This window comes from Butyrivibrio proteoclasticus P6B7 (genome assembly GCF_000622085.1).
Lineage (GTDB): Bacteria > Bacillota > Clostridia > Lachnospirales > Lachnospiraceae > Butyrivibrio > Butyrivibrio proteoclasticus_A.
In genome coordinates this window covers 89,543-116,457 of the sequence record NZ_JHWL01000004.1, presented here as the reverse complement: position 1 = coordinate 116,457, position 26,915 = coordinate 89,543, and the positions used below count along the sequence as shown (strand labels likewise).

General features: G+C 42.5%; 22 protein-coding genes. 3 read left to right on the top strand and 19 right to left on the bottom strand.

Features of this window, described 5'->3' with window-relative positions; translation table 11 throughout:
• Nucleotides 1–57 precede the first annotated feature (57 nt).
• From rhaB to T541_RS0105225, 3 genes are all read right to left on the bottom strand, one after another.
• On the bottom strand, nucleotides 58–1,488 hold the full coding sequence (gene rhaB, locus T541_RS0105235; protein WP_034466156.1) for a rhamnulokinase: 1,431 nt from the start codon (nucleotides 1,486–1,488) through the stop codon (nucleotides 58–60).
• 42 nt (nucleotides 1,489–1,530) lie between these two features.
• Nucleotides 1,531–2,379 (bottom strand): rhamnulose-1-phosphate aldolase, encoded by an 849-nt coding sequence (gene rhaD / locus T541_RS0105230; protein WP_034466153.1) that lies wholly within the window; start codon nucleotides 2,377–2,379, stop codon nucleotides 1,531–1,533.
• A gap of 104 nt (nucleotides 2,380–2,483) precedes the next feature.
• Entirely contained in the window at nucleotides 2,484–3,734 is a 1,251-nt protein-coding gene (locus tag T541_RS0105225; RefSeq protein WP_026651697.1) for an L-rhamnose isomerase, read from the bottom strand.
• A 207-nt stretch (nucleotides 3,735–3,941) separates the two neighbouring features.
• On the opposite strand from T541_RS0105225, the gene T541_RS0105220 reads away from it, so the two are divergent.
• Nucleotides 3,942–4,925, top strand: a complete 984-nt coding sequence (locus T541_RS0105220) for an AraC family transcriptional regulator (protein ID WP_026651696.1) — start codon at nucleotides 3,942–3,944, stop codon at nucleotides 4,923–4,925.
• 45 nt (nucleotides 4,926–4,970) lie between these two features.
• Here T541_RS0105220 and T541_RS0105215 read toward each other — a convergent pair whose 3' ends face one another.
• Complete coding sequence (locus T541_RS0105215) at nucleotides 4,971–5,948, bottom strand: hypothetical protein (RefSeq protein WP_026651695.1); 978 nt, start codon at nucleotides 5,946–5,948, stop codon at nucleotides 4,971–4,973.
• Between the two features lie 138 nt (nucleotides 5,949–6,086).
• Between T541_RS0105215 and T541_RS0105210 the strand changes: the two genes are divergently transcribed.
• Nucleotides 6,087–6,968: a YitT family protein gene (locus tag T541_RS0105210; RefSeq protein ID WP_026651693.1), complete on the top strand. Its 882-nt coding sequence runs from the start codon at nucleotides 6,087–6,089 to the stop codon at nucleotides 6,966–6,968.
• Nucleotides 6,969–7,229: 261 nt separating this feature from the next.
• Here T541_RS0105210 and T541_RS18870 read toward each other — a convergent pair whose 3' ends face one another.
• Together T541_RS18870 and glyA are read right to left on the bottom strand one after the other, a co-directional pair.
• Complete coding sequence (locus T541_RS18870) at nucleotides 7,230–8,525, bottom strand: glycoside hydrolase family 3 N-terminal domain-containing protein (protein ID WP_034466149.1); 1,296 nt, start codon at nucleotides 8,523–8,525, stop codon at nucleotides 7,230–7,232.
• A 989-nt stretch (nucleotides 8,526–9,514) separates the two neighbouring features.
• Nucleotides 9,515–10,753, bottom strand: a complete 1,239-nt coding sequence (gene glyA / locus T541_RS0105200) for a serine hydroxymethyltransferase (protein ID WP_026651692.1) — start codon at nucleotides 10,751–10,753, stop codon at nucleotides 9,515–9,517.
• A 136-nt stretch (nucleotides 10,754–10,889) separates the two neighbouring features.
• Between glyA and T541_RS0105195 the strand changes: the two genes are divergently transcribed.
• Nucleotides 10,890–11,861 carry a diacylglycerol/lipid kinase family protein gene (locus T541_RS0105195; protein ID WP_026651691.1) on the top strand — a complete coding sequence of 324 codons (972 nt, stop codon included), beginning with the start codon at nucleotides 10,890–10,892 and terminating at the stop codon, nucleotides 11,859–11,861.
• Between the two features lie 68 nt (nucleotides 11,862–11,929).
• Here T541_RS0105195 and T541_RS0105190 read toward each other — a convergent pair whose 3' ends face one another.
• From T541_RS0105190 to argB, 13 genes are all read right to left on the bottom strand, one after another.
• The gene (locus tag T541_RS0105190) at nucleotides 11,930–13,246 is read right to left on the bottom strand and encodes a sensor histidine kinase (RefSeq protein WP_026651690.1); all 1,317 of its coding nucleotides are present in this window, start codon (nucleotides 13,244–13,246) and stop codon (nucleotides 11,930–11,932) included.
• A gap of 126 nt (nucleotides 13,247–13,372) precedes the next feature.
• On the bottom strand, nucleotides 13,373–14,083 hold the full coding sequence (locus tag T541_RS0105185) for a phosphatase PAP2 family protein (protein WP_051538102.1): 711 nt from the start codon (nucleotides 14,081–14,083) through the stop codon (nucleotides 13,373–13,375).
• Nucleotides 14,084–14,151: 68 nt separating this feature from the next.
• Nucleotides 14,152–15,177, bottom strand: coding sequence for a glycosyltransferase family 2 protein (locus T541_RS0105180; protein WP_026651688.1), 1,026 nt, complete (start codon nucleotides 15,175–15,177; stop codon nucleotides 14,152–14,154).
• A gap of 5 nt (nucleotides 15,178–15,182) precedes the next feature.
• Nucleotides 15,183–15,872 carry a DUF1653 domain-containing protein gene (locus T541_RS0105175; RefSeq protein WP_034466146.1) on the bottom strand — a complete coding sequence of 230 codons (690 nt, stop codon included), beginning with the start codon at nucleotides 15,870–15,872 and terminating at the stop codon, nucleotides 15,183–15,185.
• 75 nt (nucleotides 15,873–15,947) lie between these two features.
• Nucleotides 15,948–16,976 (bottom strand): DNA polymerase III subunit delta, encoded by a 1,029-nt coding sequence (gene holA / locus T541_RS0105170; RefSeq protein WP_051538100.1) that lies wholly within the window; start codon nucleotides 16,974–16,976, stop codon nucleotides 15,948–15,950.
• 64 nt (nucleotides 16,977–17,040) lie between these two features.
• Nucleotides 17,041–19,329: a DNA internalization-related competence protein ComEC/Rec2 gene (locus T541_RS0105165; RefSeq protein ID WP_155839464.1), complete on the bottom strand. Its 2,289-nt coding sequence runs from the start codon at nucleotides 19,327–19,329 to the stop codon at nucleotides 17,041–17,043.
• 5 nt (nucleotides 19,330–19,334) lie between these two features.
• On the bottom strand, nucleotides 19,335–20,270 hold the full coding sequence (locus T541_RS0105160; protein WP_026651684.1) for a GerMN domain-containing protein: 936 nt from the start codon (nucleotides 20,268–20,270) through the stop codon (nucleotides 19,335–19,337).
• An 8-nt stretch (nucleotides 20,271–20,278) separates the two neighbouring features.
• Nucleotides 20,279–21,805, bottom strand: coding sequence for a sensor histidine kinase (locus tag T541_RS0105155; protein ID WP_034466142.1), 1,527 nt, complete (start codon nucleotides 21,803–21,805; stop codon nucleotides 20,279–20,281).
• A gap of 6 nt (nucleotides 21,806–21,811) precedes the next feature.
• Nucleotides 21,812–22,492 (bottom strand): response regulator transcription factor, encoded by a 681-nt coding sequence (locus T541_RS0105150; RefSeq protein WP_026651682.1) that lies wholly within the window; start codon nucleotides 22,490–22,492, stop codon nucleotides 21,812–21,814.
• 17 nt (nucleotides 22,493–22,509) lie between these two features.
• Nucleotides 22,510–23,169, bottom strand: a complete 660-nt coding sequence (locus T541_RS18865; protein ID WP_051538099.1) for a helix-hairpin-helix domain-containing protein — start codon at nucleotides 23,167–23,169, stop codon at nucleotides 22,510–22,512.
• Nucleotides 23,170–23,244: 75 nt separating this feature from the next.
• Complete coding sequence (locus T541_RS0105140; RefSeq protein ID WP_026651680.1) at nucleotides 23,245–24,765, bottom strand: sugar ABC transporter substrate-binding protein; 1,521 nt, start codon at nucleotides 24,763–24,765, stop codon at nucleotides 23,245–23,247.
• Nucleotides 24,762–25,961: an aspartate aminotransferase family protein gene (locus T541_RS0105135; RefSeq protein ID WP_330375711.1), complete on the bottom strand. Its 1,200-nt coding sequence runs from the start codon at nucleotides 25,959–25,961 to the stop codon at nucleotides 24,762–24,764. Before T541_RS0105135 ends, T541_RS0105140 begins: the two co-directional genes overlap by 4 nt.
• Nucleotides 25,962–25,998: 37 nt before the next feature.
• Nucleotides 25,999–26,886, bottom strand: a complete 888-nt coding sequence (argB, locus tag T541_RS0105130; protein ID WP_026651678.1) for an acetylglutamate kinase — start codon at nucleotides 26,884–26,886, stop codon at nucleotides 25,999–26,001.
• Between the last annotated feature and the right edge of the window lie 29 nt (nucleotides 26,887–26,915).

The following is a 26,915-nucleotide window of genomic DNA, read 5'->3' as shown; positions in this document are numbered from 1 at the left end:
GAAACTGCACATTTGGAAATGATAAATCCCCCAGAGAGTAATCTCTGGGGGATTTTTTTATTCACTGTATTTCTTAACTCCAAAGGATTCATATACTGCTCTTCTGAAGTCGTTGAGGGTCTCAAAGTCACCGCCAGCAAGCATTTGGGCGCCGATGTTGCCGATGGCGGTTGCTTCAGATGGGCCGGCGTTGACAGGTCTACCTGTCTCTTTAGCTGTGAGTTTGTTGAGGTATTCTGCATTTGAGCCGCCGCCAACGATGTTGACTGAGTCAAAGTGCTTACCAGTAATGGTTTCGATCTCATCTGTGGCTTCTTTGTAGCATACCGCAAGGCTTCTGTAGATTACACGTGCAAGTTCCCATGGAGATTGTGGAATCTGCTGTCCAGATTCTTCGCAGGTCTTCTGGATTTCTTTTATCATTGATGAAGGATTAAGGAATCTCTCATCGTTAGCTGGAACGATGGAATCAATGGTCTCCTTGGCTGCTCTGTCGCAGAGGTTTGCAAATGAGTAGTCATCTTCTGTAGTCTTTCCAGCATATTCAAAGCCCTCTTCCAACTCCTTCTTCACAGACTGGATCATCCAAAGGCCCATGATGTTCTTAAGGAAGCGGTATCTATGGTCGTAGCCGCCTTCGTTGGTGAAGTTGGCTTCACGGGCTTTGGTGCTGCAGTTAGCCTGTGAGAGTTCGCATCCCATAAGGGACCAGGTGCCGGAGGAAATGTATAAAGTGTTCTCCTCTGTGCAGGGAACGCTCATTACGGCTGAGCCTGTGTCGTGGGTAGCTGGAAGAACTACGCTGCAGCTAAAGCCTACCTGTTCTTCGATAGCTCTTTTTACAGGACCAAGGACTGTTCCTGGCATAGACAGCTCTCCGAAGAGTTCGTCAGGGTAGCCCAACATGCTGATGAGCTCATGGTCCCACTCTCCTGTTCTAGCGTCCACAAGGCCAGTGGTCGTGGCGTTGGTGTACTCCTGCTTGCGGACTCCTGTAAGAAGGAAATTCATGTAATCCGGGATCATTAGAAGGGTCCTGGCATTTGAGAGCTTCTCAGGGTTACGCTTCTTGGTGGACATGAGCTGATAGATGGTGTTAAAGATTGCCTTCTGGATTCCGGTCCTCTCATAGAGGGCTTCCTCAGAGATGATCTTGTAAACCTCAGTGTCCATGCCCTTTGTTCTGTCATCGCGGTAGGCAATGCAGTCACCAAGGAGCTTGTCATCCTTATCAAGGAGCACATAGTCAACTCCCCAGGTGTCGATGCCCATGGTTTCTGGGATTTTGCCCAGTTCTTTGCATTTCTTCATGCCGGCAAGGATTTCGGAAAAGAGCCTTTCTGTATCCCAGACTTTGTGGCCGTTTCTGTCATCCATGCCATTATAAAAGCGGTAGACTTCTTCCAGAACGATCCGGCCCTCCTCAAGGTGAGCTAAGATGTGGCGGCCGGAAGAAGCACCTATATCCACTGCCAAGTAATATTTCATAGTAGTTTTCCCCATATACATTAGTTTACTGTTTGACTGATATCACTTCTCACCGATGATGCGGCTCTTTTTGTCATAGAGGAAGTCCTCGCTGATATGAACGCCGAAAGGTTCATTAAGGGCTCTAAAGTCAGCTGGCTCAATGGTCTGTCTTTTCTGATTAGTCATGGACATTACCTTAACCAGGATTTCTGCGGCCTTTTCAACTGTGTGCATAAGGCCAAAGGTGATGTCAAAGTCTGTTCCGCAGGCGAACATGCCGTGGTGAGCCCAGATAGCAACGTCCTGTCTCTTCATGATCTCTGAAGTTGCAACGGCGATCTCTCTTCCGCCAGGAACCATCCAAGGCACAATGCCGATGCCCTCTGGGAATACGATTGGGCACTCTGTAGCCATCTCCCAGATTTCTCTTGTGAACACTTCTGATTCAAGAGGAAGCACGAAGGTAAGTGCGATGGTGTTAGCTGGGTGGCAGTGATAAACCACGCGGATCTGGGGATCTCTCTTTTTACAAACTTCAAGATTCATAAGGTGGGATGGAAGCTCTGATGTTGGTCTTCCGCCCTCCACAAGGCCCCAGACGATCTTATATTTCTCGCCGGCTTCATCCACCTTGATAAGGCAGATGTTGGCAGCTGGATCAATCTCTACATTTCTAAAGTATTTGCCTGAGCCGGTTACCATGAAGTATTCGCCGGCAAGGTCCTTAACGGTGGTGCCGATTTCCTTCCACTCTCCGGATTCATCAAGCTCTTCCTTTACTTCTTCAATCTCTTCTGGTTTAACTCTATAGCTGAGGTTTCCGCCATTTCTCTCGTGCCATCCCTGGTAGAAGCCATCAACACACAGACGGCAGAATCCCTTAGCAAATTTTGAATCTAGTACTTTCATGTCAATCTCCTTTATGTACGGCTCCATATCATTCTATGTCGCCGAATATACGTAATGTATTTCTGATATGATAGTTCTTTTGTCCTATCATTCTCTTCTGTGCCTCAGCCTCGCTTGGACAGTACTTCCTTCTCGTACTTTGCACAGTCTGCGAACCAGTCGCCTTCAAGGGCTACGCCGTTCTTCTCGCAGTAGTAATCCCAAACATCTCCGAATGGCATCATCTTAAGCTGCTCGTTAAGGCTCATAAGCTCTGTAAAGTTGCAGGAATCCTGAAGGGCAGTCAGCTTGTCCATTGGCTGCAGCTCAGCATACATAAGGGCTTTGAGGAAGTTCCTCATACCGTTGGTCCAGGCAGAGATTCTGTTGATGCTGGCGTCAAAGTAGTCCATGCCGATGTAGAATCTGTCGGCGCCGTTTCTTACGATCTCCTGAGCCAGATCTTTTGCATCATCATTGAAGATAACAACGTGGTCAGAATCCCAGCGGACAGGGCGTGAAACGTGAAGGGCCATCTTATCATAGAACAGGAGCATTGAAGAAAGCTTATCAGCAACGTTCTCTGTTGGGTGGAAGTGGCCTGTGTCGATAAGGCACATTACGTCGTTCTTGGCAGCGTAGTTCATGTAGAACTCGTGGCTTCCAACTGTATAGCTCTCAGCGCCGATTCCAAAAACCTTGGATTCAACGGCAACTGCTACCTTAGTCTTGTCGTAATCAATAGAAAGAATCTGATCAAGAGAATCCTTAAGTCTTGCGCGAGGGGCCTTTCTGTCCCCTGGAATGTCCTTAAGTCCGTCAGGAATCCAGATGTTCATCATACAGGTCTGTCCTGTCTGTTCAGCGAAGTACTCAGAAATCCTGATGCAGGCCTGGCCGTGTCTGATCCAGAACTGCCTGATGTCCTCGTCTGCTGATGAAAGTGTTGCCACCTCTGACTTAGGATGGCTGAAATATGTAGGGTTAAAGTCAACACCCAAGCCTCTCTCCTTGGCAAACTCAGCCCATTTCTTAAAGTGCTTAGGCTCTAAAGCATCTCTGTCAGCCCACTCGCCGTCTTCAAAGATTGCATATGAAGCGTGGAGGTTGATCTTGTGCTTACCTGGCACGTAGCTAAAAGTCTTATCCATGTCAGCCATGAGCTCCTCTGGAGTTGTGGCCTTGTATGGGTAGTTACCTGTGGTCTGGATGCCTCCTGTGAGAGGTCCCTTCTGGTCAAAGCCGATAACGTCATCTCCCTGCCAGCAGTGCATTGAGAGCTTGATCTTAGAAAGAGCCTCAAGGGCCTTATCTGTGTCCACTCCAACCTTGGCATAGCGCGCTTTTGCGTCTTTGTATCTTTCTTTTACTGTCATTGTAATCCCCTTTCCAAAACGTTTATGTGTTTTTATATTCCTTACATTTGTGTCCTTTGATACAGAGACAGCTCTTTTTGTAAAAAGAGCTAATCCTTTGTTTATAGTTCTATATTAAAGTCTTCACTTCTAAATCTTAAGGTCGGTTGTGAACAAATTTTACGTCCTTTCTTGCAATTAGAACCTGATGATTGTAGACTTGGATATATGGATAAACGACTAATTGAGATACTTGGAACAATTACAGATGAGGAAAGGGCCATTCTTGCTGGTGAAGAGCGGATCAACAGAGCCCTTTACTACAGCGACAGCCCCTCCGGCAAAAGAGCTAAATCCTCTGAGGATGAGATTGATGCTGCCAGAGTCCTTCAGGACGGCAAGCTCATCGATATGCGTCCTCACGTGCGTTTCGTGCACTTCCCTCTCCACACCCACAACTACGTGGAGTTTATCTACATGTGCCAGGGAGAGACCACCCACATCGTGGATGGGCAGAGGATCACGCTGAAGGAGGGAGATCTTTTATTCCTTAATCAGCACGCCAAACAGGAGATTCTGCCTGCCAGTGAAAGAGATATTGCGGTGAATTTCATGATTCTGCCGGCCTTCTTTGATACAGCCTTTTCCATGATGAAGGAAAATGACAGTGCCCTTAAGGATTTCCTGGTAAGCTGCTTAACTTCCAAGGATATCGACGGTAACTTCCTGTATTTCAAGGTTTCCGAAGTTCCACAGATCCAGAACATTATGGAGAATCTCATTTGGAACATGCTCTCAGATAACGAGGGCGGCAGAATGATCAATCAGGTGACCATGGGACTTCTTTTCCTTAATCTCCTTGAGCACACTGACGCCATCAGGGTTTCAAGGCGTTCCTACGAGCAGGAGGTTATGTTTGCCCTACTAAGATACATTGACGAGCACTTCCAGGATGCTACCCTGTCGGCCTTTGCCCGTGATCAGAAGGAAAATGAATACACCCTAAGCCGCATGATCAAGAAAAACACCGGCAGTACCTTCAAGGAATTATTGCAAAATAAAAAGCTCACAAAGGCCTGTGAGCTTCTAAAAAACACCGATATTCCCGTGGCTGACATCTCCGTGATGATAGGCTATGACAACACCAGCTTCTTCCACCGTCTCTTTAGGCGAAGCTTTGGCATGAGCCCAAGACAATACCGAATAATGTAAAAAGAAAACGCTATCACCAGCAAGTACTGATGATAGCGTTATGTTTTAATTAAAGGCGCTGTACATTGAGGATGTATCCTCGTTAACGCTGTTGATAGTAAGGATTCCGATAAATCCGTTGTGTCCAAAGATGTAAACGTCAGAGTAAAGAACTGCTCCGTTTTCGTAGTCCACTTTAAGAGTAACCTTGCGGGCTTCGTTGCCTTTAAAGGTTGTGGTCTCAATTGAGGTCTCGGCCTTAGTTCCGCCGTACTTCTGAGCTACAAGGGATTCATCTTCAAATCCAGACTCTGCCACCATCTTATCAAGCTTCTCAGAAAGACCCGTGTCCTTACCGTAATAAACTACAGAAACGCCAACGGTCTTGTAGCCATCGTTGGACTCAGCAAACATCTCTGATCTGTAGCTGTTATTGTTCATGATGTCTGTGTAGAGGTTCTCAAAGAAGTTATCGGATGTAACTCCGTCGTGGCTTGCAAGGCCCTGCTCATCGGCAAACTTCCAGTCAGAGCCCTTGGTATACTTAATGCCAAGTACGCTGCTGGTGTAGGTGTTGCCACTCATGGTAGGAAACACGTAGCCGTTTGTGCCACTGCTGATGGTGTCTACGATTCCAGACTGATCCTCTGTTTCCTCAGCCGCTGCAAAGACATCTGAAGTAGCAGTTGCGGACTCATCTGTCTGGTCTTCCTCACTATTAGAAGCTGCGGCTCCAGACTCTAGCTCTTTTAACTCAGAGGTGCCATCTGACAGGACCACGTCCTCTTCCTGGTCTGACTCTAAAGCCTCGCCATCTGCAGACTTGTGGCTGTTGATATACTCAGTAACAGTCCTGTAGTGTATCACTCCGCTAACTGTAGTTGCAATGAAACCACCAAGAGAAAAGGCTCCAATGCAGGCAACAATAATAAGAAGAGCGCTATAGTTCCTCTTCTTGCAGTGATAAGCCATCTTGATGGAAAGAATCAGTATTATAAGGGTTATTATGCCCCAAATTATATATTTTAATAATCCTGGTACCAAAATTAGTCCTCCATATAATTATACGGGCAATATTTTATTAGTTTCGGGGCATTTTGGCAATACTATTTCTTTAAGTTATGTTGTATACTGATTATGTGTGTATGTAAACCACAGAGTATATGTTAACAGGGGATTTTTATGTCAGAAAGGCAAAAGAAATTAGTTAAAGTATTGCGATGGGATCTCGTAAGGCTTACGGTGGTTCTTATGGCAGCTTTCGTGATGGCTTCTAACATCAAGACCTTCGTATCCGCAGGCGAGCTGTATCCAGGCGGCGCCACAGGTCTGACCATCATCATTCAGCGTATTTTTGAAACCTATCTTGGAATCAAAGTCTACTATACGCCTATCAACGTTATCCTAAATGCAGTTCCAATCTATATCGGTTACAAATATATCGGTAAGCGATTCACACTTTTTTCCATGATAATGGTGTTTGCCAACGGTATTTTCGTTGACCTTATCCCAAGCGTTACAATAACAAATGATCCGTTATTAATCGCAGTATTTGGCGGCCTTATCAATGCTGTAGCCATTACAATGTGCCTTAAGGTTGACGCCACAAGTGGAGGAACGGACTTCATTTCCATCTTCCTCTCCCAGAAGAAAGGTATCGATGCTTTCCCAATTATCCTTCTTGGAAATACAGTTCTTTTGCTGGTGGCTGGCTATTTGTTTGGTTGGGACAAGGCTCTTTACTCAATTATTTTCCAGTTCGTTTCAACCCAGGCTCTGCACACTCTTTACAGGACTTATCAAAAGAGAACTCTCTTTATTGTTACGGATAAGCCATCGGAGGTCTGCAGCCTGATATATTCTATGTGTAATCACGGCGCTACTCTCATAAATGGAGAAGGCTCTTTTGAACACAACAACAAGATGATCGTGTACTCCATCGTAAGCGCATCTGATACACGTAAGCTGATCCCGGCAATTAAAGAGATTGATCCAAAGGCCTTCGTTAACTCTATTCAGACTGAGGAAATGATGGGTAACTTCTATCTTAGGCCAAGAGATTAAGCCTTTGTGCTTGGTAAAAGAGATTTAATATGGATATAAGATAGCATGTTGCTTGCAACATGCTCGCGCCGAGCGCGGTTGCATTTATGCAACATTTACCTATCGCGCGAGTGCGCATCCATAGCGGAGCGTTTTTTATGATATAGGAATTTCGGAGAAATTTCCTATTATCATAAAAAAAGTCATAGCTCGTGTGGGCTATGACTTTTATTATGTGTTATTTGAGTTACGTTATATGTTGTGTCAAAAGATATCCAATCATCAGTTACCTTCTGTGATCTGATCCACTCTGTCAGCGTACTTAACTCGGTAAATACGGGCTAAGGACTCATCGATTCTCTCTTCTGAGATCTTACCTGACTGAACTGCCTCTAAAAGGCCCTGGTAGGCTGCCTCAAAGTCCTCTGGCAAATAGAGCATGTCTGCTCCTGCCTTGATAGCCTCAACTACGGCCTGTTCTGATGTGTAATACTCAGTGATGGCCCCTTCATTAAGTGGTGCTGTAATTACAATGCCTCCAAATCCAAGGTCGCCTCTAAGCTGGCCCTCAATAACTTCCTTGGAAAGCGATGCTGGCGTATTGTCAGATGCTATAGATGGAAAAGAACCATTGCTGACCATAACTGCATTGAGATGGCCTGTTGCAATTGCATCTGTAAACATGCCGTAGCACTGCGCCTGAAGGTCCTCAGCGCTTCTATCATCCACTGCCATTCCTGCCTTGGTATCAAGGCTTGCAGGGAACATACTCATACATGTGGTGATTCCGGACTCTTCCATTCCTGTCACAAAGCTTGCCATGGTTCCTCTGGCTGCCTCTGGATCAGTTCCAAAGGGTGAGCTCTCAGAAAGATCTGTAAGTGGAGCAATGTTAAAGTTGAACTTGTACTGGAAAAGTGTATTGCCAATGGCCTGCGCAGCTGATGTTGCCAAATCAGGATCTGTCATAGGACCGATTCCCTCAAGGCCTATAGATGATGTAATGGCTCCTCTATCACTTCCATCCTCAGAAACCACGGTAAATATAGGATATTTACTCATGGAAGCTGTGGTGCCAAGCATATCTGTTATCTGATCCTCTGACTTGATATTCTTGCCTGAATATACTATTCCGCCAACAGCATATGTTGTCAGAGCTGACTGTGTGCCGCTTCCAGCCTTAACAGCTGTGTCCACTCCTGTAAGCTGCTCAGGAGTTATTATAAACAAACCTGCAACCTTATCCTCCAGGGGCATCTCGCTGATGCAGGTACTAACTATCTCATCCAAAAGATCTGTCTGGCTCATCTCCTGCACCTCTTCATTTTCCTCGGGTGTCTCGATGACTGTGTTCTGAGCCTCCAGCGATGCCTGAATACTTGCTGCCTGTTCTTCAGCCTTCCTTGCTGCTCTGTCGTTAATGAATTCCTTAAGGAAATGTATTCCGGTTCCAATAACACCTGCTATCAAAAGAACACATACTCCTAATACTATAAAAGCCTGAATCTGGCTCTTTCTACGCTTCTGCCTCCTTGCCAAGCGTTTCTCGTCAAGGTCTAAATCGTCTATTCTACTCATATCTTCCCCATCAAAAAGTTTTCTCCCGTTAATAAAGATATTCTACCACAAAAAAATGCACAATAATAGGGCAGAAGCTTCATCATATTACCTGCTTCTGCCCATCATACCGAGTACTCTTCTAATTCAAAATTTTCTGCGTCCAATGGACCGTCCTCCGAATTCTCAGCACCATCTTTCCATTAACTATTGCATTCATATGCTGTGGCTGTAGATGGAAATATACAATTACCACTCTTCATGTACTCAAGGGCTGTTAGTTACTTCCTACAAAACTTAGAAAAATTCATTTTAAAACTAAAGCTTAATTGTCTGGTGGTCTTTACCATCCTTTCCTTAAATATTTTGACTTAGTATCCCTTTGGTCCGTACCTGCCTTTCTTTCCCATCAACTTCACGATCAATTACCTTGTTGTGAGAAGTAATGTTTCTCTTGATGCTTTTATTATACTCGACCCAAATAATTTGTCAATACATTTTTGAAATATCATGCCATTATTTTGATTATTCACTTATAATTGTTCTATATTCAGCCAATTAACATAATTGTATATTCATTATACACAATTCTGTACATTTACATTGTTAAAAATCAGACCCTTATTTCATCTATGATTCACCTTCTGAAAATGTATCGACAGTTCCATTCCCACTCCAAAAACAAACGTTCAAATTTCTGAAAATTTACAAGGGAAAGGCCTAAAGAAGGAAATGCCAGAGCTGGTAAAGTAAGTTACTATAAGTATCCTTTTTTATTAATAGCCCCAGGCAAGCGAATAAGCGAGCCTCTTCGTTAACGTAAATACGCCATCCATAAACCAAAATATATTCACAAGGAGCGATTTTAGTTTTTAGGGTTCATACCCTATCTCCTTATATAACCTTCACCCTAAAAACTACGAGCGACGGTGAATATATTTTGGTTTACGGATGGCGTTTCACAAACAAACCCCAGGCATGCTTATTCGCTGCCTGGGGCCCTTCATATCTTAAACTAAAGGATACTTATCTGTAAGTGTCTTAATTATAGCTCTGGCCTCTTCGTTCTTTTCGCCCTTGGATTTGATGACGATGGAGATGGCCTCTGCGATCTTGTCCATGTCGGCTTCGTTCATGCCACGAGTTGTTACGGCTGGTGTACCGAGACGGATACCGCTGGTTACGAATGGTGACTTCTGCTCATTAGGAATTGTGTTCTTGTTGGCTGTGATGTGTGCATCATCAAGCCAAGCCTCTACCTCTTTTCCTGTAAGATCGTAATTAGTAAGATCGATCAGCATAAGGTGATTGTCTGTACCACCTGATACGATCTTGATATCTCTTTTCATAAGTCCATCGCAAAGAGCCTTGGCGTTCTTAACAATGTTCTCAGCATATGTCTTAAACTCTGGAGAAAGAGCTTCCTTAAAGCAAACAGCCTTAGCTGCCACAACATGCTCAAGTGGGCCACCCTGGATTCCTGGGAATACAGCCTTATTGAACTTGAACTTGTCCTGAGCCTCCTGGTTCCAAAGGATAAGTCCTCCTCTTGGTCCTCTGAGAGTCTTGTGAGTTGTTGTTGTAACAACATCAGCGTATGGGAATGGGCTTGGATGAACCCCTGCAGCCACGAGACCGGCAATGTGCGCCATGTCTACCATAAGGATCGCTCCGCAGGCATCAGCAGCCTCTCTGAATTTCTTGAAATCTATTGTTCTGCAGTAAGCAGAAGCGCCGGCAATAATAAGCTTTGGCTTGTTCTCTACTGCAAGTCTGTACATCTCGTCGTAGTCAAGTACGCCGTTTTCATCAACACCATAAGGAACAACCTTGAAGTATGTTCCAGAAATATTAGCACTGCTTCCATGAGTAAGGTGACCACCCTGATTAAGGTTCATACCCATGATGGTATCTCCTGGCTCAAGAAGTGCAAACTGAACAGCCAGGTTAGCCTGAGCTCCTGAATGGGGCTGTACGTTGGCATAGTCACAGTTAAAGAGCTTCTTAGCTCTTTCTATAGCAATATTCTCTACTTCATCCACTACGTGGCATCCGCCGTAATATCTTTTTCCAGGAAGACCTTCTGCATATTTGTTTGTAAGTGGGCTTCCCATAGCAGACATAACAGCCTTGCTAGTCCAGTTCTCTGATGCAATAAGCTCAATGTGGTTGTTCTGACGCTCAACCTCTGCTTCGATAAGTGAAGCAATCTCCGGATCAACGTTTCTTACTTCTTCCAATGAATACATTTTGACTCCTCCCAGAATAAACATTTTGACAATTTAATGTGCTAAAGTCATATCTCGCATATCGTACCATACTCTATAAAAAAATGCTATAATAATTTCACTATTTTATTATTTTACTAGAGTTGGGGGAACACACATGTATTACTGCATAGTCAATCCATCAGCCCGTTCTGGGAAGGGGAAAGAGATCTGGGATAAACTGGAATCCAAGTTTAAGGAAAAGAACTTAGAATATAAGGCAGCCATGACAAATGGCCCTGGGCACGCCACCACGCTTGCCAAGAAGCTTTGCACTGAGATCAATGATGAAAAGAAATTGCCCATTAAACTCATTGTTATGGGAGGCGATGGAACGCTTAATGAAGCAATTAACGGTATCACTGACTTTGACAAGTTTTTACTTGGATACATTCCTATCGGATCCAGCAATGATTTTGCCAGAGACCTGTCCTATCCTAAGAATGTTGATGATCTTATTGATACAATCCTTGAGGGAAAAGAGGTACGTAGGCTTGACCTTGGTAAGCTGTCCTACAACTCCATGACTGATCCCTTATCAAGGCTTCACGAGGATAAGGTTGCCACAACAAGGCTCTTTGATGTAAGCTCTGGAATTGGCTTTGACGCTGCGGTTTGTGAGGAAGCTCTTTCTTCAGGCACCAAGAATTTCTTTAATAAGATCGGTCTTGGTAAGCTCACCTACGGAACCATCGCACTTAAGCAGCTTTTGGGAGCAGAAAAGATACCATGTGATATTGTATTTGAAGATGGCACATCCCAGCACTTTGACCACTTTATTTTCATAGCAGCCATGGTTCATCACTATGAAGGCGGCGGATTTAAATTCGCTCCTGATGCGGACCTGACAGATGGACTTTTTGATATCTGTGCTGCCGGAGATATTCCTAAGGGCAAGATGCTTCCTGCTCTTCCCTTTGCTTTCTTTGGCAAACACTATTGGATCAAGGGCATCTACCACTATCTTGTTCCTAAGGTAACCATCAAGACAGAAAAGCCTGTCTGGGTTCACACAGATGGTGAAGTATCCGTCAAATCAGATAACATCACCTATGAATGCCTTAAGGAAAGGCTTATCATGATGTGCTGATTCGTTTCGCAATGATTTTTAGACAATAAAATGCGGCGCCTAATCTTGAATTGGGCGCCGCTTATTTTTTACTTGGATGGAATATTGATCACGCAGGTGGTTCCTCTGCCAACCGCTGAGTTAATGCTAAGTGTTGCATATTTCATCAGCTCAAGTTTCTTTCTAACGCTTCGGATTCCTACAAGCTTTCCGTCTCCTTTTTCCTTCTCTTTTTCTTTATACTTGTCGATATCAAAGCCAGCGCCATTGTCACTGATCATGATTTCGATGTTACTGTATTCCTTAGTAGTTCGTATGGTAATAAGTCCCTTCTGCCCTTCTGGCATCTTAGTTACGCCGTGTTTAACAGCGTTTTCAACCAGTGGCTGAAGTGTAAGGGCTGGAATAGTAAAATCAGAGTAGTCTATCTTATATTCCACGTCGAACTGGTCTTTATATCTTTCCTTCTCGATATTCAGGTATATCTTAGTATGAGCCAGCTCTTTTTCAAAGGGGATAGGCTCCACAGATTGTATGGAATCCACATCGTTTTTAAGATATTCAGCCAGGTTTCTCACCAGGTCTTTTGCCTTATCATCATCACAAAGGTCATAGACTGCGTTTAGGGTATCGTAAAGAAATGCCGGTTTAATCTGTGATAATGCAACTCTCATCTGCATATCTTCCAGTTCATCATTTTGCTTACTGATCTTGTACTGCTGCTTTAACAGTGTCTGAGCATTCTCCTCAAGGGAATAAGCAAACAACGCCAGGGCACTGATAATTATAGCCATGTTGGATAGTGAATATCCATATACAAAGGCCTGTACCACTGCAGCTGCCATAGGCAACAAAGCAAACAAAAGAACTACTACCATGTTCTTTTTATTGAGGTATTTATGCTTATATATGGTGTAAAAGAGGAATACAAAGCATTCGATCATGATTATGGCTTCCCAGATTGGGAACAATGGACCTCTTTCATATAGATTGGTCAATGTGTCGATGGAAAAGATATAGCCCTTAAACTGCATCATGCTAAGCCAAATGATGGCGAAGGTTCCTATTCCGCCCTCAAGATAAATGATTCCAAGATTTCTTTGTTCATCAGGAAGGGCCAGGAACAGATAAGCCGTCACGAATACTGGCATTATGGCATTACAGATAAATGAGATGTAGTTACTTATGGAAAGAATTGAATAAGAGTTATCATACAGAGTGCCGTCGAAGATATAGGCTATGGCATCAGAAAAGAGCATCACAGCAATAACCAGCTCCAGCTCCGCTAAAGCGCGATACTTATCCTTGATTGCGGATTTTCCCACGAACAGATAGAAGGCAGCCAGTAGTCCAAACAAACTGCCCCAGAACTCCATTCCGATCACAACGTATTTAGGATCAAGCACGTCTGTTCCTCCTGATCTGTATACCGTTACCTTATATATATAATTTAGTTGATTTTGAGGATTATTTCAATGCTTGATAAATAAAAAAGACTTAGCTATTACGGCTAAGTCTTAAAATCTTATAAATCAATCAACATGATAGGCCAGCTTTCTTTCTCTCTTCTTGCTGAACTCCTCCACCACATCTGTCTTGTAATACAGAAGGTAGAAGATAACTGCCATAATGAATGCTGTAGCAACGTCATATACTGAATGCTGCTTAACGAACATAGTTGAAAGAATAATTGAAGCTCCAATAATATGTCCAATAAATGTGGCTACCTTATTAAATCTAGGGCTGTGCTGAATCGCGATCATAATTCCAATTGAATTATAAACGTGGATACTTGGCCAAAGGTTGGCTGAAGTATCAGTCTTGTAAATAGCAAGAACCATATGCGTAAACACGTTGTCCCTAGGCATTACTGCTGGACGAAGGTTCTGCATATTAGGCCACAATGTAGATATGATAAGGAAAATTGTCATACCTGTAGCCAGGAATATAAAGCACTTATAAAAATCTGATAAATCCAAAGCCAGTAACATTATAGCCAGCACGATCGTTACATAAAAGAACCACATGTAGTAAGGGACGATAAACACTTCCAAAAATGGAATAAAATCATCTATTACCGTATGAATTACTGTGTAGTGTGCAAACTTATGGTTCTCAATATAAAAGAACCAGTAAAGATAGACCACAAGATACAGAATGGCTGGTGTAACAACCCTGATGACGTCGGCCACATAATCTTTAGTTAATGGCCTTCCTGTCCACTCTTCATATTTCTTTTTCATAATCATCCTCATAAAGCGTAACAAAAAAACAACAATTTCGTATATATTACCACTTTATTAACAAAATATCAATTAAAATGGAAAATATTACGAAGGAGCTTGTAACCTGCAAGGGTTATCTTTCTTCCGCCCTTTCCAGGAAGGTAGATATATGTTCCTTCGATGCTATATCTGATCTTTAAGTAAAGTAAGAAGCTCTTATCCTTGATGTAGTCAAGAAGCTCTTTTCTCTTGGCAAGATTCTCTTTAGTATCCTCAGTGATCAAAAGGATTGATGAGATAGCTGTGATAATCTCAAGGTAGTTAAACATATACTTATGTCTGTTGCACTGAGACTTGATCATGCCAATATTCTCAACATAGTAGTCCACCATGAGTTTGTTAACTCTGATCTGCTGATCGATTCGTGAAAGCATGATCTGCTGGTTAACAGACTGATCCTCACGACCAATGTAGTAGTAATAGAAGTTAACATCAAGGTAGTACATGTTCTTAACAAATGGAAGTGGATTGAACACGTAAATATTGTCTACATAGAATGTGTGCTCAGGAAGCTTAAGTCCGCACTCTCTAAGAAGCTTGGTTCTGTAGATAGCTGAGTGCATGAGAAGGTAATGTCCCTTAGGGGTTCTCATTACATCCTCCCAGGTAAAGAGCTTCTCAACTGGGAACATTCTGTTGTAGCGCATAACCTTATGGCGCTTCTCTCCAACCTTGTTGTAAACAAAGTTACTGATAAGAAGATCAAGCTGAGTATCTCCTCCAGCAAGCTCTGAAAGAGTTGCAAGAATCTTCCTATAAGCGATTTCCTTAACCCAGTCATCAGAATCTACAACCTTAAAGAAAAGACCTGTAGCATTCTCGATACCTGTATTAACGGCTGAACCATGTCCACCGTTTGGCTTGTGGATTGCCTTAACTATTGTAGGATATTTCTTGGCATACTCATCAGCGATCTCTGCTGTTCTATCCTTAGATCCGTCATCTACGATAAGGATCTCTACCTCTTCTCCACCAACAAGCAGAGAATCGATACATTTGCTCATATAAGCTTCTGAATTGTAGCAAGGTATTGCAATTGATAATAGCTTCATCTATCTTAACTCCTCAATCTATTACTTTCGAATTTTTCAACTGTTGCTAAACAGGTGCGAAGGTCATTGTATCTGTCATACACATCGCCTTCGTTAATAACAACGCCAACTGACATGGCCATAATATCAATCATATCATTTGTTATTATTGGTCTTAATTTAGACAAAATTCCCAGTCTGTCTGAAGCAAGCTCTGCATCCATGAACTGGATAACTAGTGGATCAAGGTTAAGCTCTTCTGCCTCTTCATCCACAGTCTTCTTCATATACTCAGAAGGCTCTGTAGGCTCAAGTGGCTTGATCACAGAGGTTCTCTCTGGTCTCTCTTCTGGGGCCTTAACTGATCCTGTCTCAATATGAATGCTTGGCTTAACCACTCTGTCCATCTCCGCTTCTGTAGTCTCTTTCTTAACTTCTGGCTGCTGAACCGGTGCCAATGTAGCAGGATCGATCTTCTCAAAGCGTTTCTTCTGCTTAACGTCTGGGTATTTAACCCTGTCTACGTCAGACATAAACATATCAAGAGGTCTTACGTAGCATCTGTAGTCTCCATAAAGAGCCTGGTACACTACCATTTCCTCTCTTGTCTCTGAGTGGGTTGCAACAGTAACTATCTGATATAAGTTGCCTTTAAAATGTCTGTAAAGTTCCTGTGGTCGTGGTCTGTCCAAAATAACCTCCTTATAGCACAACATAGATAAATATAACGCTATGTATAGTGTTCGTCAATGTGTTTTGTTACAAAAAAGGCACTAAATATAAGTAAGTTTTTAACTATTTTGTACCTTGTTCTCTGTACATTTGATAATAACTATCTCTACGCTGATGATATAGTCAAGCTTACCTGTCTTAACCGCCTCATCATTGGATGCGCAAAGTTCCAACGCTTCATGGAGTTCCTCAAATGTGTAATTCCTTGCCCAGTTCATATACTTGCCAACCAGGAAAGGTGCCAGCTTAATGGCGCTGGCTATCTGAGCTTTATCCCTGTGATTATCCACCATTTCCTTGACCTGAAGCATTAGATTGAACTGCCTTGTAATAAGGGCCAGAATCTTGGCCGGAGGCTCTTTAAGGGCCAGCAGATCATAATAAAGATCTATGGCTGTCCTCTGCTTCTTTTCAACAATGGCATCGGTCATAGCAAATATACGGCTGGTGAGCCAGTTGGCGCACACTTTATCAATGTCGTCCTCTGTAACCTCAGACCTGTCCATACAGTAGCACACAAGTTTCTCAAGCTCAGTACTTATGTTGGACATATCGGTGCCCACTCTGTCGATGAGAAATGCCAATGCTCTTGGGGAAATCGTCTTACCCTCTGCCCGGAGCTTAGATGCCACCCATCTCTTTAGAGTGTCCGCATCCTGTTCCTCGCAGCAGATGTCGAATCCAACCTTGGTAACTGCCTTGTATATGTCTTTTCTTTTGTCCACTTCCTTTTCAACGAAAATAAAGAAGGTGGTCTCAGAAGGACTCTTGAGATAATCTGACAGCTCAGGACATCCGGACTTAAAAAAGCCACTGTTCTCAACAAGAATAACTCTTTTGTCCGATAAGAAAGGCATGGTCTCTGCCATATCTATGATGGCAGCCGGATTACAGCCATCTCCCTCGTACTTTGAGAAGTTCATGGAAGAACCGCCTCCATCCAGGGCTTTCACCAGCTTATCCCTGTTCTGCAGCCTTAAATAGGCCTCATCCCCATAGATAAGATAGCAACGTTTGAAGTTTTGATTAGTGATATCCTCGTTAAGCTGCTTCTGCTTAGCAGGAAAATCTGTGGTTTTGATTGCCATTATTGTCCCCAAATCCTGTCAAAAAAATCTACTATACCAATATACCATTTTTCTGCCTGTGTTTCTATTTACAAAACTCATCTATATAGATTTTTTCTCCCTTTACAGTTATAGATATCATGCCCGATTCATCCGTCCTATAAATCCTGGCTCCGGATTCTTCAAGTCTTTCAAGGAGCTCTTTGTGGGGATGTCCATATTTGTTCCTATCTCCCACGCTGATAAGGGCAATTCTTGGGTCCACCAGACGAAGGAACTCCTCTGAGGTAGCTCCCCTAGAGCCATGGTGAGCAACCTTAAGAAGTGTCAGTTCCCTATACTTCTCGGGATTCTGCTTTATATCTTTTATCAGGTGGCTCTCTCCCTCCTGTTCCAGATCTCCTGTAAAAAGAGCTTTGAAGTTGCCATACTCCATGAAAAGCACGATGGAATGAGCGTTGGCAGATTCATAACGAGTGTTTTTATTTGGATTAAGACATTCCAGTTTGACTTTCTTATTGGGCAAAAGAGGTGATGCATGTAGCTCCAGCGTCTGACCACAGCTAAGATAATCCACAGTGATTCCAACTTCTCTTGCTCTCTTTTCCAGGTTCTTGTAGTTTTCCTCCTGCTGATTCTCTGGCACTGCTGGAAGAAATAGCTTTTTTACCCTGATTCCTCCCTCTTCCATGTCATCCATAAGCTCCAAAATGCCTGAAATGTGGTCTTCATCCTCATGGGTTACGAATACCGCTTCAATGGTACCTACTCCTTCGTAGTTAAGATATGGGATGATAGAATACTTGCCAACAGATTTGTTGGAGGTACTTCCGCCGTCAATGAGATAACTCTTTCCTCCAATCTCCATGTAGATTCCATCTCCCTGTCCCACGTCGATCATGGATATCTGTAGCTTTTCTCCAGGTCTAAAAGTCAGAAAAAGCACAAGAATCAAGGCTATTGCCAGTTTAAACTCTCTTAATCGCCTTGTTTTCAGCCATTTCGCCATATCAAGCTTTAGAATTGCAAATAATAACACAAGATATATTATCATCTTCCACTTGGCAGAATGGCCAAAACGCCAGATTCCACCAGGGATTTCCAAAGACAGATTGCAAAGAAGCCTGTAAAATACCAGGATAAGATGAATCAGAAAGGCTGGGATAATGGAAAGCTTACGGAATATGCACCCTAGGAGAAGACATATGATGCCAAGAACAAGTAGTGGGGTCATCAACGGAATAACTATCAGGTTAAGCACCATGGAACCTAGCGAATACTTGTAGTAGAAGCTGCTATAGACAGGGAGAGTCACAAGGAATATAGAAAGGCCTATAAATATGCTGCTCTTAAGCTTTTCCATTATTTCTCCCCAGAGTTTTTCGTATTTATCAGGGACAAAGGCCATTTTCCTTTGATCTCCCATGTCCTCCTTTGGGAAAAGAGCTGGATAGACAAAGGAAATGCCTACAATGGCACCAAATGAAAACAAGAATCCGCTGTTGTAGATCTGAAGAGGCTGATCCAGTAAGAGCAATATTCCAGCCAGGGCAAGACCTGTGAGCATGTCGTAGGTTCTTTTATGGAGCGGCGCTATAAGCCTTAAGCCAAACATTAGGATTGCCCTAAAGGCAGATACTCCCATTCCGCACATGGTTCCATAGGAATAGATGAAAGCCAGGGATATAACTGTGCACACGCTGTTTCGCAGATTGACCTTTCTAAGGGCCTTGTAGATTCCAAAGGCTATTACAGATATGTGCAATCCGCTGACCGCCAGGATATGGACTACACCGCTGTTCTGATATAGCTTTTTTACCTCATCATCCATGAAGGCTTTATCTCCTAGTAAAACCGCCTTCATTATGGAGCTGTCCTTCTCTGAAAGGCAACTATCAAGAATGCCTTCAAAGTGGGTCTTAAGCCTGAACAATCCTTCTCTGTATGGGTTTTCCCTGCCCGCTTTCTTAAGGACCTGGCAATTTGTCATTCTGTATGCGGTTTTTAAGGTTGAATAATAGAGGCGACTGTCAAATTCACCTGGATTGGTGGGGGATTTAAAGGTTTTAACCTTACCGGAAACCATGATTCTCTCACCAATAGATATTTTGCTGTTATTATCGAGTGAAACATAACACTGAATAAACTTAGAATTATCAGACATTCTTTCATCTGGAATCAGACAAAGAACTAAGATTTTATTTCCCTCATAGTCCAAGTGGTAATCCTTGGACGTTATCTTACCTGTTATAGTCAGCTCTTTTCCGTCAAGGTGCCCATAGGGGTCCCTTGACAGATAAGGGCTTCTAATCTCAAGATAAATATAGACAATCACCGCCAGTATCATAAAAAGATAACATAACGGTCGTTTCAAAATAATTACTCCATGATATCTAGATTTCTTTCATATGCACCATTTATGAGATAGTCCATATATGTAAATGTCAGCTCTCCGTTGACGCTCATTACAACCTTGTTGATGTTAGGAAGCTCAGTAACGGTGTTAACTATAGAATAAAGAGCTACCTCAGCGCTGACGTTATTGGTATTCTCTAAAAAGCTTGCATCAAAGTCCACGTAACATGTGCCGTCTTTGACACTTATACTGTTGATCTTACTACTGTTTGAAATGGTCGGGCTTGAAATGTCATTGTTGGGACCGCTGATGATCTGCTCAATAGCAAGTCTCTCCATGGAAATGTTACTGTTATAGACAACTGATCTATAGACAGGAACCAGCTTATCGCCAGTCTCGTTGGCGAAATACAGCTTAAGCTCCACCTTCTCATAGGTATTGATCTCGTTACCAACGTTATAGATAAAGGTGTCAGAGGACATATTGCCTATGATACTGCCTGAATGGTCTGTAAGAGGTGTTCCCTCGATCTGGAAGGAGACATAATCCACATGGTCAAGCTGAGTAAAGGTTCTTACTATTGCTGCTCTGTCCAGGATCTCAATGGTTCTTCCAAGGTCGTTGTAGCCAGCGTTGAAATTAAGGGTAAGCAGGTTATCATTTACTGAATAGCCCACAAGGTCGATCTTACTGGAAATTGGAGCTTCATACTCAAGTCTGTCAGGCATTGTCTTAAGGACTTCGATGAGCTCACTTATTGCTTCATCGGTATTGCCCTTTCCTGCCTTAAGCTCATAGTCTTGGGAAATAATACCTGTTTCATCCACATTGACGTAATATACCTTAATGGCATTAGCTGACTGACTCTTATTCTTGGCACAGGCAGCAAGCCCGCCTAAAACAAGGGTAAGGCCCAGGATCACTATTAAATTTCTTATGATCTTCTTTTGATTTTTCATAATAATCCTTAATTAGTCTTGGTGTTGCCACACATAAGCGGAATCTTAATGGTAAATGTTGTTCCCTCGCCTAAAACACTTTCTGCTTCGATGGTCCCTCTATGCATGATTACAGCGTTTCTGGCGATGGAAAGACCGAGTCCTGTTCCACCGATTTCTCTGGATCTGGACTTATCAACACGGTAAAATCTCTCATAAATATGGTCTAAAGACTCCTCTGGAATACCCATTCCGGAATCTGCTACCTTCACAGTAAAGAACTGATGATCAGCGTCAAGCTCTACTCTTACCCAGCCATCGTCCTTGTTGTACTTAATAGCATTCTCCACCAGGTTCATAATGACAAGAGAAATCTTAACCTCATCAATCTCAGCGTTTATAGCTCTGTTACTCTCAAGAGTAAGCTCCACATTCTTCTTCCTTGCAATTGGGCGGAGGCGCTTAAGCACGTTCTCAGTAAGGGCCACCACGTCAACGCTTGTAATGTTAAGGCCTGAAGCCTTCTTATCCATCTTAACAAGAGCAAGAAGATCGTTGATGATCTTGTCCTCTCTATCTATCTCAGCCACAATGTCGGTCATGAAGTCCTTATAAACCTCAGCAGGGATATTCTCCTGAGTAATAAGGGAATCTGCCAGTACCTTAATGGATGTGATAGGTGTCTTAAGCTCATGGGAGACGTTAGATACGAACTCCTGTCTTGAATCGTCAAGAACCTTCATCCTTCTAAGAAGAGAGTTAAAGGCATTGATGATCTGCTCTGTCTCGTAGTAATTAGGTCCAATAATAGGCTGATCTGTGTATCCAGCCTTAACGTCATTGATGGCTGCTGTGATCCTGTCGAAGGGCTTAAGAAGCGCATAGGATACAACTACTGCAAACACAAGAATAACAAGAATGATGATCATCTCCATATTCTTGGCCCTGGTACTTAATACGCTAAGGGTTGTCTCTATGGTATCTGTAGATACACTGGTTAAAAGAACTCCTCTAACCACCTCATTGGAATCGCCAACGATGGACACGTCGCCCTCTTCAATCACCTGGCTTTCAATGATAGGTGTGATCATCTCTATATAACCGTTGGCATTGTCGTATTTGGATATTGTTCCCTTAGAACCCTTTTTTAGACAGTTAACCACCTCTTCTGAAATGATAGTCTTACCCTGACTGATGTTATAGGTATCCTTAACAACCTTAAGGTCATCATTGATAACCATTACACGACCATCATAAAGATTAGCAAGCATATCAAGCTCTGCGTTAATAACATCAGAGGAGGTATCCTGCAAATAATTGTACATAATAAGGTGATTAGCCAGAATTCTAAGCTGAGTCTGAACCTCAGTTGATCTGACACTGACGGCACGCGCTTCATAACTGTCCAGGATCATGGTATGTAGTACCAGACATGAAACCACACCTGTCACAAAGACAATTATAAAGAAGCGCACCCGTAGACTTTTTAGAATATCTTTTATCTTAAGTTGTTTAAAGAAATCTGCAGCTCTGCTGCCAATCTGTTCAGTATCCATTAAATATTAACCCTGGAAAAAGTAACCTGTACCCCACTTAGTCCTAATATACTTAGGATGACTTGGATCCACTTCAATCTTCTCACGAAGTCTTCTAACATGAACATCAACTGTTCTAAGATCCTCTGGATGCTTACTGTTCCAGATAGCTGCAAGAAGCTCTTCTCTTGAATATACCTTTCCAGCGTTGTTAACAAGGAACTCTAACAGCTCATACTCTCTTGCTGTAACATTGATTTCCTTATCATCGATAAATACTCTTCTATAATCTGAGTTAATGACAAAACGGCCGAACTCCATGATACCTGAAGCAGCCTGAGTCTTAGTTGTTCTTCTGATAATAGCCTTGATTCTAGCCTTAACCTCAAGGATGTTGAAAGGCTTAGTCATATAATCATCTGCGCCATAGTCGAGACCAAGGATCTTGTCCATGTCGTCGCCCTTAGCAGTAAGCATGATAATAGGAACATTAGAAAATTCCCTGATCTGCTGACATACTTCAAATCCTGAAAGTCTTGGAAGCATAACATCAAGAAGGATAATATCATATAAGGTCTCTCTTGCCTTCTCTACAGCATCAAGTCCATCATATGCACAATCCACAATAAGATCGTCCTGTTCAAGACTGAACTTAAGTCCCTTTACAATAGCCTTCTCATCATCAACTACTAATACTCTCTTTGACATTTCCTCACCATTCCTGTTCAAATAGTTATATAATCTTTTATTTTCGCAAATAGCTTATCTTTGATGCCAGGAACCTTCATGATGTCTTCAATAGAATTAAATCGTCCGTTATCGTTCCTGTAATCTATGATTCTCTGAGCAAGCCCATCTCCAATTCCAGACAGAGTCTTAAGTTCTTCTATCCCGGCAGAATTGATATTAACAAGTCCGCTCTTACTGCTATCTTCAGCATAATTACTATCATCCCCACCAGATATGAATTCATCACTACCAACGCCGCCTTCAGCCTGCAACGCCTCGGAAACTGTGGGAACTTTTATTTTAATACCATCCGATATAGATGCTGCCAGATTAAGATATGTAGTATCTGCTTCCTGGCTAAATCCGCCAGCAGCCTCAATGGCATCAACAACTCTGCTATCAGAAGGAAGCGAATATACTCCAGGAGCATTAACTGCTCCGCAGACATAAACGCATACATCCTGCAGTGTATCAATGGTATTCGTATCTACATTTGAATTATCAGAGGATATTGTGCTCGATTCAACAGAAAAATCTTCAGAACTTATAGAAGCACTGCTTTCCAGGTCCGAGAACTCAATCTCCTGGTCTGGTAAGCTACATCCCGTCAACAAAACAAACATTATTAAAAATACTGGTATTACTCTATAACGCATGTTTCCTCCAAAAATTAGAGGACCCCGCCATGCTTTTCTATTCTAGTATATAAAAATATAAATCGCAAGCCTATATTAATCTGATTCTTCTGTTAGGCCAGCAGTTATTGCATCGTCATTAGGATCTGGAAGAACTTCCTCTGTATAAACATCTCCGGTAACCTGAGTCATGATATTCTCGGACACCTGTCTTAAAGTATCATTACAGTCCTCTCCGTTCCAGATCTTGGTAAATGCAATCTCAAGTTCCATCCAAAGATTACTTGTCTCAATAGTCTTAGGCATTGGAACTGAATCATTATAAACGTCAACAAATGTAGTAAGGTTAGGATCGCTGTAGCTAACACCGTAATGAGCAGCCAACTTACCACTAAGCTTGTACATATCATCAGAATTGTCATTACAAAGGAATCTTGCATAGGCATTAGCCTGATTAGTATGCTCTGAATAACCGTTAACAACAATACAGTTAGTAACTGACATTGTTCTTGTTCCGAAATCACTGGTAAGACCAGGCATGTCTGCAACTCCAAATTCGAAATCGCACTCACCAGCAGCCTTAGCATCATCAATCTTCTTAAGGATATCGGTAGTTGCCACTGTGAAAACGATCTTACCATCAATAAAGTCCTGAGTTACGGAATCATAATCAATCTCATCTGCATCAATAGCAAAGAACTGATTAAGCTGCTGATAGATCTTCATGCAGCTGATGGTCTCAGTATTATAGATATCTATCTGACTTACATCATCGCCGGCTCTTCCGCCAACGTTCATGTAATTACCAACAAAGAAATAATTATAGAAAATATCTGTAACGTCCCATTTAAATACGGCCTCGACTGTATCTGGAGCGTTATAGTTCTGAGCGAACTGCAGAATATCTGAAATTGAAAGAGGAAGTGCCTCCTCAACCTCGCTGTCGATCATATCCTGAGTAATACCATTTGAAAGATTCTCAGAAGCAGCATCAGATGCCACTTCACTTTCGCCTGAAGAACCAGCTGCAGCAGCTGAATCCTCTGAATCAATAGCCTCCTGAGCAGCCTCACCCTCTGCAGCATCAAGCTGAGCCTGAACATTCTCAACAGCCATATTCTCAAGGTAGGTCTTGTTATAAACAAGAGAGCTTGTTTCAAAGTACAAAGGATATCCTATAACCTTGCCCTTGTATGTAACTGAATCAATGGCAGCTGTAGGGAATGAACCGTTCTTAAGATACTCCTGGCCATTTAAGGTCTCCATGGCAAGCCCGGCTAAATAAGCCTTCTCAAGAGAATCGTTTGTTATTATAAAAAGATCTGGGTAATTGTCTTCCTCGACTGAAGCCTTATTGATGGCCTCAAGATATTCAAGACCTGAAACCAATACAGGCTCCACACGGACACTTGAATTAATTTCATTATAAGAAACAGCCTTACTTTGCATATAAGAAGTAAGGGCATCATCTGTATACCATATTCTGATTGTTGTCTTGTTCTTAGGGAACAATGCGTGATTTTCAAAAAGGCTCTGTCCTGAGCGGGCGTAAACTACAGCGCCCACTACAGTACATACTACTAATATAATAGAAAAAATTCTAACTCTTAACTTCATAAATCCCTCAGACATGAGTCCAAAATATCAATCATGTCATCAATATTTTCTTTCGTGATAATTAACGGTGGCACGAATCTGATGATATTGGCTCCTGCGTTTATGAGGATAAGTCCATTAGATAATGCTTTATTTATTACATCTCCTACAGGTCTGTTAAAGACCAGTCCCTGCATGAGACCAAGACCTCGCCTTTCTGTGATAAATTCATATTTATCCTTAAGCTCATCAAGGCGACTTTCCAAATATGGAGCCACTAGATTCACATTCTCTATTATATTGTCATCTTTAAATAAATCAAGGACTTTATTGATGGCAGCGCAGGCAAAAGGGTTTCCACCATAGGTTGTTCCATGGTCTCCCGCCACTAATGAATTTTGTGCTACCTTCTCATTTAATAGGAATGCGCCTACTGGAACTCCGCAGCCCAGAGCCTTGGCAGTTGTAACAATATCAGGCTTAATTCCATATCTCTGGAATGCGTACATGTAGCCTGTTCTTCCCATTCCGCACTGGATCTCGTCCAGGATAAGAAGGATATCTTTTTCATCACAAAGAGCTCTCACCTTCTTAAGGAAATCCTCAGAAGCGGGATAGATTCCGCCCTCTCCCTGAACAGTCTCCATAATGATGGCGCAGGTCTTGTCAGTTACACAGCTAAGAACACTGTCAAAATCGTTAAGGTCTGCGAATTTGATATTGCCGATCATGGGCTCAAAGGCCTCTCTGTAATGGGGATTGCCAGTAACAGAAAGAGCTCCAAAGGTTCTGCCATGGAATGAGTGATTCATGGCAATAATTTCATGATCTGTGTGTCCATCCTTGTTATAGGCATATTTTCTTGCAGCTTTGAGAGCGCCCTCAACAGCTTCAGCTCCGCTGTTGGTAAAAAATACCCTGTCCATACCAGAGGCTTCCTTGATCTTCTTGGCAGCTTCAACAGCAGGAACATTGTAGTAATAATTTGATGTATGCAAAAGCTTATCAATCTGAGCCTTAAGCGCATCATTGTAGTCCTTGTAGTTATATCCCAGGGCAAAAACAGCAATACCAGACACGAAGTCCAGATACTTCTTGCCTTCCAGGTCATATAAATACACTCCGTCTCCCTTATCCAAGACTATCTGATAACGATTATATGTGTGAAGAAGGGACTTCTCAGCCTCATCTATGTATTCTTTCATTGAAATGCTCATATTGATATCTCCTGTTATTTATTAAATGTAGGTATTCTCAGGATGCCAGGTCATCATCTGACATAAACATTGTTCCAACACCCTTGTTAGTAAATATTTCAAGAAGCAGGCAATGAGGAATTCTTCCATCCAGAATATGGACTCTGGAAACGCCCTCTCTGATTGCGTTTGTACAGTTATTAAGTTTAGGAAGCATGCCTCCTCCGATGTTTCCACCGGCAATAAGGGCATCTGCCTCTGAACAGGTCATTCTTGAGATGAAGGTGTCTGGATCATTGATATCCTTGTAAACGCCCTCGATATCTGTAAGGAAAGCCAGCTTGTCAGCGCCAACTGACTTGGCAATGGCACAGGCCGCATCATCTGCATTGATATTGTAGGTATCAAAATTGTCGTCATAGCCAACAGGAGCAACGATCGGAATATAGTCATTGTCCAGAAGGTCAAAGAGTACCTTAGGATCCACCTTATCAACCTCTCCTACAAATCCAATGTCTTTTCCATCAGAATACTTCTTGGATACATGCAAAAGACCTGAATCCTTACCGCTAATTCCAATTGCCTTAACGCCAAGTTCCTGAACCATAGTAACCAGCTGCTTGTTAACTCTGCCAAGTACCATCTCAGCTATTTCCATGGTCTCTTCATCTGTAACTCTAAGACCATTTACAAACTCTGCCTCTTTTCCCACTTTGGACACCCAACTGGAGATGGCTTTTCCACCACCATGGACGATAATAGGCTTAAAACCTACAAGTTTCAAAAGAGTAACATCTGTTATTACGCTCTTTTGAAGCTCGGGATTACTCATGGCACTTCCGCCATACTTAACAACAATCACCTTTCCAAAGTATTTCTGTATATAAGGAAGAGCCTCCACTAGAATCTCTGCCTTTTTAAGTACTTCCTGCATATCCTTATCCATCTTTTACCTCCAAAGCACCAATACTTTTC